Origin of the sequence: Embleya sp. NPDC050154 (assembly GCF_044460165.1) — a bacterium.
Taxonomy (GTDB): Bacteria; Actinomycetota; Actinomycetes; order Streptomycetales; family Streptomycetaceae; genus Embleya.
This window is the reverse complement of the sequence record NZ_JBITJP010000026.1, coordinates 147829-160580: the sequence shown is the minus strand read 5'-3', so window position 1 is coordinate 160580 and position 12752 is coordinate 147829. Positions and strand designations below refer to the sequence as shown.

At 69.9% G+C, this 12752-nt stretch carries 9 protein-coding genes; 6 read left to right on the top strand and 3 right to left on the bottom strand.

The window, feature by feature from the left end; all coding sequences use genetic code 11:
• Nucleotides 1-1319: 1319 nt before the first annotated feature.
• Together ACIBSV_RS40015 and ACIBSV_RS40010 are read left to right on the top strand one after the other, a co-directional pair.
• Complete coding sequence (locus ACIBSV_RS40015; RefSeq protein ID WP_395872087.1) at nt 1320-2306, top strand: oxygenase MpaB family protein; 987 nt, start codon at nt 1320-1322, stop codon at nt 2304-2306.
• A gap of 87 nt (nt 2307-2393) precedes the next feature.
• Nucleotides 2394-3935, top strand: a complete 1542-nt coding sequence (locus ACIBSV_RS40010) for an acyl-CoA synthetase (protein WP_395872085.1) — start codon at nt 2394-2396, stop codon at nt 3933-3935.
• A 90-nt stretch (nt 3936-4025) separates the two neighbouring features.
• Here the strand turns inward: ACIBSV_RS40010 and ACIBSV_RS40005 are convergent, their stop codons facing one another.
• Together ACIBSV_RS40005 and ACIBSV_RS40000 are read right to left on the bottom strand one after the other, a co-directional pair.
• Nucleotides 4026-5693, bottom strand: a complete 1668-nt coding sequence (locus tag ACIBSV_RS40005; RefSeq protein ID WP_395872083.1) for an acyl-CoA synthetase — start codon at nt 5691-5693, stop codon at nt 4026-4028.
• 187 nt (nt 5694-5880) lie between these two features.
• Entirely contained in the window at nt 5881-7269 is a 1389-nt protein-coding gene (locus ACIBSV_RS40000; RefSeq protein WP_395872081.1) for a hypothetical protein, read from the bottom strand.
• Nucleotides 7270-8021: 752 nt separating this feature from the next.
• On the opposite strand from ACIBSV_RS40000, the gene ACIBSV_RS39995 reads away from it, so the two are divergent.
• Together ACIBSV_RS39995 and ACIBSV_RS39990 are read left to right on the top strand one after the other, a co-directional pair.
• A complete protein-coding gene (locus tag ACIBSV_RS39995) occupies nt 8022-8225 on the top strand; it encodes a cold-shock protein (protein ID WP_020557813.1) in 204 nt (67 codons plus the stop codon).
• Between the two features lie 300 nt (nt 8226-8525).
• Complete coding sequence (locus tag ACIBSV_RS39990) at nt 8526-9008, top strand: hypothetical protein (RefSeq protein ID WP_395872079.1); 483 nt, start codon at nt 8526-8528, stop codon at nt 9006-9008.
• 976 nt (nt 9009-9984) lie between these two features.
• Here the strand turns inward: ACIBSV_RS39990 and ACIBSV_RS39985 are convergent.
• Nucleotides 9985-10872: a phosphotransferase gene (locus ACIBSV_RS39985; RefSeq protein WP_395872077.1), complete on the bottom strand. Its 888-nt coding sequence runs from the start codon at nt 10870-10872 to the stop codon at nt 9985-9987.
• Here ACIBSV_RS39985 and ACIBSV_RS39980 point away from each other — a divergent pair.
• Complete coding sequence (locus ACIBSV_RS39980) at nt 10871-11089, top strand: hypothetical protein (RefSeq protein WP_395872074.1); 219 nt, start codon at nt 10871-10873, stop codon at nt 11087-11089. The genes ACIBSV_RS39985 and ACIBSV_RS39980 overlap by 2 nt on opposite strands.
• 232 nt (nt 11090-11321) lie before the next feature.
• A complete protein-coding gene (locus ACIBSV_RS39975; protein ID WP_395872072.1) occupies nt 11322-12740 on the top strand; it encodes a hypothetical protein in 1419 nt (472 codons plus the stop codon).
• Nucleotides 12741-12752 lie beyond the last annotated feature (12 nt).

Sequence of the window (12752 nt, the reverse complement as noted above, 5' to 3'; positions counted from 1 at the left end):
TCCGTTCGCGATGCCTGGCGGGTGGGCGTGGGTGGGTGTCGATGGGCCCGGTCCCGGTGTCGCCCACGGTCGGGGCCTTGGGATTTCCGGCGAGAGGTGGGTGTTGGTCGGCAGAAAAAGCATCCAGGGGCGGTGGCGGGGGGAGGGGGTCGGGTTCCGTATGCCGAAGTGACGTTTCCGGGTGGGTGGGTTTTCGGGCGGGGGCGGTGCCGTGAGGAACTTCGGCGGGCGTTTCCGAAGGGGGCCGGGCCCGGGTGGCGCACCTTCGGTGCGTTTGGGAGGTCACCACCCGGATCCCGGGACGACTTCGGGCACCTTGCTCCTCGCCGACCTGGGGTTTTGGCGTCACGAGCCGGTGAGAACGGTGTCGAGGGCGGGTTCGCGTCTCGGGGAGGCCAAGGTCCGCATTCGGCGAGCGTTTCCGACGGGGCCGGGGCCGGGCCCTGTGGAGGCACCTTCGGTGCGTTTGGGAGGTCACCACCCGGATCCCGGGACGACTCCAGACGCGAGCCATCGCTGCTGACCTGGGGTTTTGCATCGTGGGCAGGGCGAAAGCGGGTGTCGAGGGCGGGTTCGCGTCTCGCGGAGGCCAAGACCCGCACCCGAGGCTGCACGTCCTTTGAACTCGCACCCACCGCACGCCAAAACGCCCCGATCCGCCGCCCCCCGAAGGACCCCACGACGCCGACCCAGGCGAAAGTCCCGACCCAGTACACCCGGGCGGCCAGAAAGCACCTCCAAGGGGCCGGGCTCCACCTCCCCGAGACGCAAACGGGCCTTCGACACCCACTCTCATCGGCTCGTAACCGCAAAACCCCAGGTCAGCGCGGAGCGAGGTACGCGAAGCGGTCCTCGGGATCCGGATCGTGACGACCAAGCGCCCCGCCGCCCCCTTCGGAAACGCCCGCCGAAGTACCTCACGGCACCGCCCCCGCCCGAAAACCCACCCACCCGGAAACGTCACTTCGGCATACGCAACCCGACCTCCTCCCCCCGCCACCGCCCCTGGATGCTTTTTCTGCCGACCAACACCCACATCTCGCCGGAAATCCCAAGGCCCCGACCGTGGGCGACACCGGGACCGGGCCCATCGACACCCACCCACGCCCACCCGCCAGGCATCGCGAACGGACGCCGCCGATGCCCACCGCACCAATCCGATTACCAACTGCTCAACACCAACACCACCGTCCCGACGTGGAGCAGGCCCGATGGGCCCCATCCCCGCTGGGGCGATGGCCTCGTATCGTCGGTGCCCCAGCCCGTTCTGTGAGGGACGTACGCTCGTAGTCCCAGGCGGGATTCGTGTTCGGGAAGGTGTGCCGGTGGGCGTTCCACAGGAGAGTCGGGAGAGTCGGGAGAGCCAGGAGAGCCGCGAGAGTGACGAGATCGGGCTGTTCGGGCCCGATTCGGTGACGTGGCAGTTGCACGCCGACCCGGTGATGTGGGTGGCCGGTGTCCGGGCGCTCTATCTCCAGGCGCTGCATCCGCGGGCGGTGCGCGGGGTCGTGCAGAACTCCGACTTCCGCAAGGACCCGTGGGGGCGGCTGATGCGGACCGCCGACTTCGTCGGGGTCACGACCTACGGGACGCGGACGGACGCCGAGCGGGCGGGGGCGCGGGTGCGGCGGATCCATTCCGTGATCAAGGCGGTCGACCCGGTTACGGAGCAGCCGTATCGAATAGACGAGCCGGAGTTGCTGCGCTGGATCCACTGTGCCGAGGTCGGGTCGTATCTCTCGGTCGCCCGGCAGGCCGGGTTCCCGCTGACGGACGAGCTCGCCGATCTGTATCTGGCCGAACAGCGCCGCTCGGCCGAGTTGGTCGGGCTCGGGCGTGAGGAAGTCCCGGGCTCCGTGGCCGAGTTGGAGCGCTACTTCGAGGAGATCCGACCGGCGCTGGCCATGTCGGACGAGGCCCGCGGTGTCTTCGACTTCCTGCGTCGACCGCCGGTGCCGTTCGTACTCGTGCTCGGGCGCGAGGTGTTGTGGCGCCAGGTGGCCGAGTCCGCGTATGCCGCGCTGCCGCGGTGGGCCAAGGATCTGTACGGGTACCGCGGGCTGCCGTCGGTGGTGGCCCGGCCCGGACTCAATGTGTTGCGTCGGGCGGTGGGAGCGGCCACGCCGGTGATTCGCGCCGTGTACCCGTCGCCGCACATCCGCGGCGCGATGGAGCGACTGGGGCCGGAGGTCGAGCCGTCGGTCTCCCGGCTGCCCCGCCTCGAGGCTGCCTGCACTGCCGGTTCTGCCGACGTTGTCGGCGCTGTCGGCGCTGTCGCGGAGGCCACAAGGGAGAGCGGTCGGTAATAAGTAAGGTCCCCTTTCTTTCTGCGCGTGCTGCCGCCACAATGTACGACATTGTCAAGTAACCGGTCAGCTCGAAGGGAACCGCACGTGGCGAACGGCTTCTGGGCCCATGCGCAGGCCAATCCGGACCGGCTGGCGCTGGTCGACCCCGATGGCGCCGAGTGGACCGCGGGGGAGTTGTTCGCCGCGTCGAACCGGCTCGTGCACGGTCTGCGGGCGGCAGGGCTCGGCGCGGGCGACGTCTTCAGCGTGATCCTGCCGAACTGCGCCGAGTACATCGTGGCGTACATGGCGGCTGCGCAGGCCAGCATGTACATGGTCCCGGTCAACCACCACCTGGTCGGCCCCGAGATCGCCTGGATTCTCGCGGACAGCGAGTCGAAGGTGGTGATCGGCCACGAGCGGTTCGCGGACACGATCGTGGCCGCCGCGGACGAGGCGAAGCTCCCCGCGGCGGCGCGGTTCGCGGTCGGCGCGATGCCCGGCTTCCGGCCGTTCGTCGAGCTGACCGACGGACAGTCGGCGGAGCTACCCGCCGAGCGCGGCGTGGGCATGACGATGAACTACACCTCGGGCACCACCGGTCGCCCGCGCGGCGTGCGTCGGCCGTTGTCCGCAGGCCTGCCCGAAGACGCCCGGTACGGCGGCACGTTGCTGATCTACGGTGTCAAGCCGCACGACGACAACGTGCACCTGGTCGGCTCGCCGCTGTACCACACGGCCGTGCTTCAGCACGCCCAGCAGTCGCTGCACATCGGGCACACCGTGGTGCTGATGGACAAGTGGCGGCCCGAGGAGATGTTGCGGGTGATCGACCGCTACAAGGTCACCCACACGCACATGGTGCCGACCCAGTTCCACCGACTCCTGCAACTGCCCGAGGAGATCAAGGCCAAGTACGACGTGTCGTCGATGCGGCACGCCGTGCACGGCGCCGCGCCCTGCCCCGATCACGTCAAGCGGCGGATGATCGAGTGGTGGGGGTTGTGTGTCGAGGAGTACTACGCCGCCAGCGAGGGCGGCGGTACGTTCTGCTCCGCGCAGGAGTGGCTGGATCGGCCCGGCACGGTGGGCAAGGCCTGGCCGATCAGCGAGATCGGCATCTTCGACGACGACGACAATCGGCTGCCGGCGGGCGAGATCGGCACCGTGTACATGCTGATGCGGGCCGGGAAGTTCAAGTACCACAAGGACGAGGAGAAGACCCGCAAGGGCCGGATCGGTGACTGGTTCACCGTCGGCGACGTGGGCCTGCTCGACGAGGACGGCTACCTGTACCTGCGCGACCGCAAGATCGACATGATCATCTCCGGTGGCCAGAACATCTACCCCGCCGAGATCGAGAGCGCGCTGCTGCGGCATGACGCGGTCGGCGACGTCGCGGTGTTCGGCATCCCGCACGAGGACTGGGGCGAGGAGGTCAAGGCGGTCGTCGAGGCGAACGAGGGCTTCGCGGCAGGGCCGGATCTGGCCGCGGAATTGCTCGCGTTCTGCACGGAGCAGCTCGCCACGTATAAGCGCCCGCGCACCATCGATTTCGTGGACGCGATGCCGCGCGACCCGAATGGGAAGTTGCAGAAGCGGCGGTTGCGCGATCCCTACTGGGAGGGGCGCGAGCGGGCGGTCTGAGGCGATATACGAATACACCGCCCGGGAAGTCCCGGGCGGTGTATTCGGCATTCTTCTCGCGGGTGACGAATCTTTTCGAACCGTGTTTCGTCAGACGGATTCCGGCGCGGCTTCCGTCGTATCGCCGGATGCGGTTTCCGGGGCGGAGGCCACCGCGAGTGCCCATTGCAGGTCCGGCTTTCCGGTGGGCGTGCGCTGCGTCCGCTCGACGATGCGCAGGACCCGGGGCACCTTGTATCCGGCGATCTTGGTGCGGCAGTGTTCCTGGATGTCCGCGAGGTTCGGCGAGCGGCCCTCGCGCGGCTGCACGACCACCGCGACCGTCTGGCCCCAGCGCGGGTGCGGGACGCCGACCACGATCGCGTCGTAGACCTCGGGGTGGGCCTTGACCGCGCCCTCGACCTCCTCGGTGAAGATCTTCTCGCCGCCGGAGTTGATCGTCGCCGAGCCCCGGCCCAGCAGGGTGATCCGGCCGTCGCCCTCCAGGCGGGCGTAGTCGCCGGGCACCACATAGCGGGTGCCGTCCGGGCCGGTCCGGAAGACCTCGGCGGTCTTGATCGGGTCGCCCAGGTAGCCCAGCGGGATGTTGCCCTTGCGGCCGAGGCGGCCCACCACCCCGGCGGGCAGCGGGTTGAGGTCCTCGTCCAGCACGACCGAGTCGGGCACCGCCTTCACGGTGATCCCGCTCTGCTGCTCGGTCTGGCCCTTCACCGCGACGCCCACGCCGTTGGCGCCCGACTCGGAGGCCCCGATGGCGTCGCTGACCACGATCCCCAGGCGCTCCATGAACTCCTCCTTCAGCGACGGCGAGAACAGCGCCGCGCTGGAGGAGAGGGCGAACAGCGAGGACAGGTCGTAGGACTCGCGACCGTCGCGGGGTTCGTCGAGCGACTCCAGCAGCGGGCGGGCCATCGCGTCACCGGTGATCAGGACGACGTTGATCCGCTCGGCGACCACCGTCTCCCACACGCCGTGCGCGTCGAACTTGTCGATCAGCACCACGCGGTGGCCCTTGGCCAGGTTCTGGAGCACCCCCCACTGGGTTGCGCCGTGCATCAGAGGCGCGATCGGGAAGGTGGTCATCTGGCCGTTGCGGCCCTTCTCGACCATCTCCTCGGGCCGGGATATGCGCTCGCCGTTGGTGGGGTCGATGCCGCCGCCGAGGGCGAAGATCACGTCCTCCTGGCGCCACACGACGCCCTTGGGCAGGCCGGTGGTCCCGCCGGTGAACAGCAGGTACAGGTCGTCGGCCGACCGCGGCTCGAAGTCGCGCTCCGGTGAGCCCGCCGCCATCGCGTCCTCGTACCGCACCGCGCCCAGCGACTCGGCGGTGACCGTGCCCTCGGCCGCCGGTTCGGTGTCGTCCTCGACCACCAGCAGGTGGCGCAGCGAGGCGACCTTGGGCGCGACCTCGGCGACCCGGTCGGTGAACTGCCGCTGGAAGACCATCGCGACGGGCTTGGCCTGGTCCAGCAGATAGGCCAGCTCATCCGCGACATAGCGGAAATTCACATTGATGCAGACGGCTCGGATCTTGTAGATCGCGAGCATCGCCTCCGCCCATTCGATGATGTTGAAGGCGTAGACCGCGACATGGTCACCCGGCTGCACACCGGAGTCCCGAAGGTGATGGGCGAGGCGATTCGCCCGCTCCTCCAGAAGGGCATATGTACGGCGTTCACCGTTCGCGACGATCGCCTCGCGTTCGGGGTATTCCCCGGCCGCGCGCTCGAAGAGGTCGGCAAGGTTGAATTCCATGGGCGGAGCGTAAGGCGTGGGCCCGGCGATATTCCAGAGGCAATATCGTTTGGAGGCCCTTCGGAAACTGTGACGCTGTCGACCGTCGGGAACACTTGACTGGGGCAAAGATATGCGGTGGGGGTGGCCCGACGGGCCCGGCGGGCCTGCCGCGATGGCTCGGGGGCCGGCCTCGACACGGGCGCGGTCAGCGCTGCGCGTACTCCCGCAGACGCGGGCGGGCGCTTGCCAGGACGAGGACCACGCACACCCCGAGGATCGCGATCGGGACCCACGGCCAGCCGCTGAGCGCGTCGTCGGCACTGTCGGTGCGGCGCTCGAAATCGGCCAGATTCGCGTTCGCGACCTGGGCGAGTGAAGTCTGGTAGTCGTAGAAGTCGAACGCGAGGTTGCCTCGACCCACCTTGGTGGCCAGGCCGACGGCGACATCCAGCCGGCCCTCGGCAACCGCCGCGCGCAGCGTGCGGTCGTCCCGCCGGAAGGCTTCCAGCCGGGTGGCGACGCGCTCGTTGGGCACGACGCGCTCGAGTTGAGCGGACTTGGCGGCGAAGCTCTCGGCGTACGCCCGGGCGCGGTCGGGCAGGATCACGAACCGGCTCTCGTCCGCGTTCGCGTCCGAGGCGGTCGCCCGGGCCCGGGCCAGCGACAGGAACGGATCGAACGCCTGCGTCTGCGCGTCGCGCAGGCGGGACGCGTGGTCGGTGAACAGGACGGCGGCGGTGCCGGTGAGCGCGGCCACCGCGATGGTCACCGCGGCCAACCCCGGCACGAGGATGCGGTGGAACCGGCGGGCCCACCAGACCTGGCCGATGATCAGGCAGACCACCAGAGCGAGGCCGACCAGCCCGACCGCCAGTGCGGCCCAACGCGCGTGCGTGCCGTCCGAGTCCGCGTCGGAGGCGAGCTTCTCCTCCGCGCCGCGACCGAGCGCGTCGGCGGCGGGCAGCAGGTCGTCGTGCAGGAGCGTGGTCGCGCTCGCGAAGTAGTTGAGCGCGAGTATCGGCGGGCGCCCGGCCGGACGGTCCTGGACCTGCTCGTCGGCCAGCCGTGCCTGTGCGACGTACGCGTCGTAGCGGCCGAGTCCGTTGATCAGCGCGCCGACGGTCGCGGTGGGCGCGCCCCCGGAGGAGAGCGCTTGGATGTCGACGGTGATCCGGGCACGCCGCTCGCGCATCTGGCGCAGCGCCAACTGTCGGTTGCCGATCGTCTCGTCCGAGCCAACCAGGAGGACGTTGGCGACCTGGGCATCGAGGTCGGCGAGCGCGAAGTACAGGTCCGCGGCGGCCGCGGCGCGCGGAGCCGAGGTGTCCGCGACCTCGCCGAGCCCGGACCGGGCGTTGTCGGCGCCGACCGCGATCACCGCGGCCAGGGCGATGATGCCGACCAGGACCAGCGCGACGAACCCGTACACCCGGGCCGGGACCGCGCCCACGTGGCGCAGGTGCCGCAGCCGTACTCGGGGCGTCCCGTCCGGAGCCGGCACGACCGGCGCGCCGGGCGCACCCGGCACGACCCGCGACGGTGATGGCACGTGCGCGGGCTTCGGGGGCGCGGGTAGGGCGGTCGGGGCGGCCATACCGAAACGGTAGGCAGGCGGCGCGAAGGGCCGGCCATCAATCGGTGGCGCGGGTGCGAAGGGGGAGTGAACATCCGTGCGGTCGAAGGGGGTTGGGGTGGTTTGGAGGGTTGGGGTGGTTCATCGGGTGGTTCAGAGGGTGCGGGGTGGTTCAGAGGGTGCGGGATGGTTCAGAGGGTGCGGGGTGGTTCAGAGGGTGCGGGATGGTTCGGAGAAGTGCGGAGGGGTTGGGGGTGGTTCGGGGGGCTCTGGGGATGGTGCGGAGCCGGTTTGGGGTGGTGCGGAGCTGGTTTGAGGGTGGGGTGGGGGCGGTTCGGAAGGTGATCGAGGAGCGAGCGGGTGGGTTCGGAGGGTGGTCGGAGGGTGGTCGGAGGTTGGTCGGAGGGTGATCGAGTAGCGGTCTCGACTGACGCTTGGTCAGCCCTTGGTTGCGCCCAGTTGTGTCACCCACGCGGATGAACCGTGCGGCGTGTGCCGGCTATGCCCCCCGTTAACCGCTTTGGTGACGGTCGGATTCGCGCTGCGAAGGGCTGTTGCGGAGCAGTCGTTGGCATGTAGCGTTGTCCGCGGTTGCAGCAGTAGATGTAGTTCCCTCGCACGTCCAACGCCTGCGGACATCAACAGCCGTGGGCGTTTTTCGCTCCTCACAGCGAGGGCATCCCGGGGTAACGCGGGGAGTGGGACCACTCGACGGTTCGCGACCCGGGCATCACGAGGTGTGGTGTCTGTGGGTTACGTGAAGGAATCAAGACATGGCCACCGGTACGGTCAAGTGGTTCAACGCCGACAAGGGCTACGGCTTCATCTCGCAGGACGACGGCGGCGCTGACGTCTTCGTCCACTTCTCCGCCATTCAGACGAACGGCTACCGTTCGTTGGAGGAGAACCAGCGCGTGGAGTTCGAGGTCACGCAGGGTCAGAAGGGCCCGCAGGCCGAGATGGTTCGCCCGCTCTGAATCGGTCCCGCGGCTCCGGCAACGGACCGCAGACCTAGCAAGGCCCGCGCCCGTGCAGGGTGCGGGCCTTGGGGCGTTTTTGGGTTTGTTTGGGTTGGTTTGGGTGAGTGGGGGCTGGGGTTCGGCTTTTCGGGCTTTGGCTTCCGGCTGTGGCTTCCGGGCTTGGGGTTGCGGACTTGGAGTCTCGGGTTCTGGCTTCCGGTTTTGGCCGGGCTTTGGCCGAGCTTGGGTTCGGGGTCCTGTGGTGGGGGTCCCCGGTGGGTGGCCGGCCGCATCGCGAGGGGCCACTAGCATGTCTGTATGGGTTTCCTGCGCCGCCGCCCCCCGTCCGGGCCGGATTTCGACGTTCTCGCCATCCCGTTCACCGACTGGCCCGGCTCCGTGATCGTGGCCATGTTGCCGGGGGAGGACGGCAGTTGCCAGGGGATCTTCGTCCGGTACGACCTGCTGGCCAACCGCGGCCCCGCGATGCTGATCGGCAACCTGCCCCCGGGTTCGCCCGCGCGTGAGGAAGGTGTCGGCCGGATCGAGGCCCAGCAGTTGGTCGCGGCCCTGGGCCACGAAGAGATGCCCGAGGAGCTGTCCACCGAGGACACCCCGATCATGCTCGGCGACGACCTGCTGATCATCCGCAAGGTCAAGTACGCCGAGGGTCGCCTCGCGTGTGTGGAGTTCGACCGCAGCGACAACGTCCTGGTGCGAATCGTGACGTGGGATCGACCGATCACGGATGACGTTTTTCAGTTGCTGAAGCCGATCCCTTCGGACTCGTTCGGGGGATGAGGGTCGGGGTGGGCTGAGTCGCGGGTGGGGCCCGTCGGGGTGGCCCGAGTCGCGCGTGGAGCGGGCTGAGCCGGGGTCGCGGGTGGAGCGTGTCGGGGTGGCCAGAGTCGTGTTCGGCGGCGTTGCTGCTTGTTGGGCGACTTCGTCGCCGGCTCGCGAGGCACCACTTTTTTGCTCCCCCGCTACGCTCCTCCGCAAAAAAGCGGCCCCTCGCTCGGGGCTTCGTGTCCCTCCGCTTCGCTCCGGGCCACGAAGCCCAAACTCTGCGGCTCCGCCGCTCTCCGCGCTTCGCGCGTCGATCACGAGGTCTCACCGGAGTCGTGGGCGCTGACGCGCCAAAGCGCAGCCAAGCTCGGCGGCCCAGGGAAAGCCCACCCCTTCCCGCAGCCAACCCACCCACCGGCAGGCAGCCACACCGGGGACCGCAACATTCAGACCGGACCCCTCGCGTCGCCCTGAAACCCCACCCCCGCGCAACCTCAGGCATCCACCCCGAGGGCCGGGACCACAAGAGCCGCAGGGAAAGACCCCAACCCCCCACCCCGCCGCAGCGGCCGACCACCCCGAGGAGGGCCGCGGGGCCAGACCAGGTCACACCGCCGCCCCTAAAACCCCAACCCCCGCCCCAGAAGCAACGGGTGGAGCGGGTGGGTACACAACCCAACGCAACCCACCAGACAACCGCACCCCACCACACCCAACCCCGCCAAACCACAGAGCATGCTCACCGGGCCAGACCAGCCCCACCGACCCCCAAAGACCCGCAGCCCTCACTCGCACACGCAACGGGCGGGCGGGTGGGCACCACTACCAAGCCGAGTGCTTTGTGAGCGCAGCCGGTGAACGTGGGTCGGGTGGTCCCGTCAGGGCCATGTGGCCGCGAGCATCGCACCGCTTCCAAGCCGAGTGCTTTGTGAGCGCAGCCGGTGAACGTGGGTCGGGTGGTCCCATCAGGGCCATGTGGCCACGAGCATGGTCAGCGGGTGCCGATTGCGGCTCGGACCGCTCGGCGGACCATGCCGCAATCGTCGTGGAGGCGGCGGAGGAGGCGGCGTTGGTCTTCGGCGACGGGGCCCACGTCGTTGAGGCGGATTTCGCGGACGAGGACCAGCATGAGGTTGACCAGGAACGCGTCGCGGGAGAGCGAGCCGGATTGTTGGGCGGTCTGGATGATCTGGCGGCGGGTCATCGGGTCGCGGGCCAGGAGGGTCCACAGGACGGCCAGGTCGTAGCCGGGCAGGTGGTAGCCGGAGGACTCCCAGTCGACCAGCGCCGCGCCCTGGGCGGTGAGCAGGATATTGGACAGGACCGCGTCGCCGTGGCAGAACTGCGCGGGCACCCGGCTGAGGCCGCGCAGGAGTTGGGCCAGGTCGCCGGCGTCGCGGTCGGTGAGCAGGCCGAGTTTGTGGTAGCGGTCGACGCGGGCCGGGTAGTCGAAGGCGAGCGGGAAGGACCCGGGCGGGGGCTTCCATCGGTTGAGCGTGGTGAACGCGTTGAGGACCGCGCGGACGTCGGCGCGGGCCATCGCGGTGCCCGGGTGGCGTTCGTTGGCGGCCGGTCGGCCGGCCACGTGTTCCATCACCAGGATGCGGCGCTCGGGGTCGGCGGCGATCAGGCGGGGGACCCGCACGGGCGGTCGTTGGCGGGTGAAGGTGCGGTACGCGTTGACCTCGTGTCGGAATCGCTGGAGCCAGTGCGGCGAGGGGTCGGTCAGGTACTTCACCACCACCGGGCCGCGACCGACCGCGCCGGACAGGAGCAGGGAGCGCGGTGTTCTCCGCAACACCGCGCCCGCGGTGAAGCCGGGACAGACTCGGGCCGCGATCGTGGCCACCGCCTCCGGACCCGGAACCTGTTGCGCCATGCGAGATGCTCCCGGGCCCGCTCCACCGGCGGCCCCGGCCGTGCCGGTCGCGACCGCGGCGTTGGCCGCGACCACGGTGTTCGTCGACGCCACCGTGCCGGGCGCCGAACCACCGGATGGGGAACGCCTGTTCGGACCGGGGGTGACCGGCCGGGAGGTCGCGGAACCGGGCGTGGTCGGGCGGCCGGGGGTGGTGGACGTCGTGGATGACATGTAAACCTTCCTGCGCTGCCGAGGGGCGGATCCGGCCGCGCGACGGGTGGGGGCCCACGTGCCGGATCCACCATCCACAACACTCCGAGAACCGGGTGGTGATCCACGTGGCGGACCCTGGCGAACCATGGCGAATCGGAGCCGGCTGCTCCGGACCGGGCTAGCCTCGGTCCGGCAGGCGACCTCGTACAGGACGCTTTTCGAGCCACGGTCCCCACATCAACGGGCGGTTTGCAATGCGCCGGGAACCCAATACCAAACTGGTCGACCTCTTCGCCCTGACCGGGTGGTCCAAGGGCGAACTCGCCCGACTGGTCAACCGCCGGGCCGCCGCGATGGGCCATCCCCAGCTTGCCACGGACACCTCCAGGGTCCGGCGCTGGCTGGAGGACGGTGAGCGCCCGAGGGATCCGGTACCCCGGGTTCTGGCGGCCCTGTTCACCGAGCGGCTCGGGCGTGTCGTCACCTCCGAGGACCTCGGCCTGACCGGTCGCCCCCGGCACAACGCGCAGGTGGTCCAGGAGGACCTGCCGTGGAGCACCGAGCGCACGGTGACCGCGCTGACCGAGTTCACCGGCATGGACCTGATGCTCAACCGGCACGGCTTCGCCGGCAGCGGGTTCGCACTCGTCGCGGGGCCGGCCCTGGTGGCCAATTTCGATCGCTGGCTCACCCCCGGACCGGGCCTGCCCCACCCGCGCGGCGCGCCGGCCGACCCGGTCTCGTACGGGCTCGCCGACGCGGGTCCGATCGGGGCCGAGGAGGTGACCGCGCTGGAGAACGCGGTCACGGTGTTCCGGACCTGGGACGCCGATCGCGGAGGTGGTCTGCAACGCAAGGCGGTGATCGGGCAGTTGAACGAGGTCGGCAATCTGCTGACCTATCCCAATCCGCTGCCGGTCACCCGTCGGCTGTGGAACGTGGCGGCCAACCTGGCCGCGCTGGCCGGCTGGATGTCGCACGACGTCGGGCTGGATCCGACCGCGCAGAACTACTTCGTGATCGCGGCGCACGCGGCCCGGGAGGCGGGCGACCTGCCGCGGGCGGCCGAGGCGCTCTCCCGCGCGGCCCGGCAGATGGTGCACCTGGAGCGCCCGGCGGACGCGCTCGCGCTGATCGAGTTGGCGCAGCGTACGGCGGGCGATCGGGCGGGAGCGACCACACGCGCGATGTTCCACACCGTGGAGGCGTGGGCGCAGGCGGCGCTCGGGCGGGCCGCGGACTGCCGGCGCACCCTGGGTCGGGCCGAGGCCGAGTTCGGCCGGTCGCGCCCGGACGAGGATCCGGACTGGGTGGCCTTCTTCGACTCGGCCGATCTGCACGGCATGCAGGCGCTGGTGTACCGCACGCTCGCCGAGGTGGATCCCACCGCGGCCGGTCGTGCCCAGGAACACGCGGAGCGGGCACTGGAGTTGCGTGCTCGCGGGCACGAACGCTCCAAGACCTTCGATTTGATCTCGCTGGCCTCCGCCTGTTTGTTGGATGGCCAACCCGACCGGGGTGCCCACCAGGCGCGTCTCGCGGTCCACGCCGCCGGCGAGGTCAGCTCGAAACGCACGTGGGACCGCCTGGAGGTACTGCGCAGACTCACGGACCGGTATCGGGACGTGCCGGAGGTGCGTGTCTTCCGCGAGGAACTCGCCGAAGGCTCCTGACGCCCGGGATCC

Bases quoted from the DNA above. Each gene is read 5' to 3' on its own strand.
- ACIBSV_RS39985 (WP_395872077.1), bottom strand. From the start codon at position 10,872: ATGGCGCAACAGGTTCCGGGTCCGGAGGCGGTGGCCACGATCGCGGCC.
- ACIBSV_RS40005 (WP_395872083.1), bottom strand. From the start codon at position 5,693: ATGGAATTCAACCTTGCCGACCTCTTCGAGCGCGCGGCCGGGGAATAC.
- ACIBSV_RS39980 (WP_395872074.1), top strand. From the start codon at position 10,871: ATGCGAGATGCTCCCGGGCCCGCTCCACCGGCGGCCCCGGCCGTGCCG.
- ACIBSV_RS40000 (WP_395872081.1), bottom strand. From the start codon at position 7,269: ATGGCCGCCCCGACCGCCCTACCCGCGCCCCCGAAGCCCGCGCACGTG.
- ACIBSV_RS39995 (WP_020557813.1), top strand. From the start codon at position 8,022: ATGGCCACCGGTACGGTCAAGTGGTTCAACGCCGACAAGGGCTACGGC.
- ACIBSV_RS39990 (WP_395872079.1), top strand. From the start codon at position 8,526: ATGGGTTTCCTGCGCCGCCGCCCCCCGTCCGGGCCGGATTTCGACGTT.
- ACIBSV_RS39975 (WP_395872072.1), top strand. From the start codon at position 11,322: ATGCGCCGGGAACCCAATACCAAACTGGTCGACCTCTTCGCCCTGACC.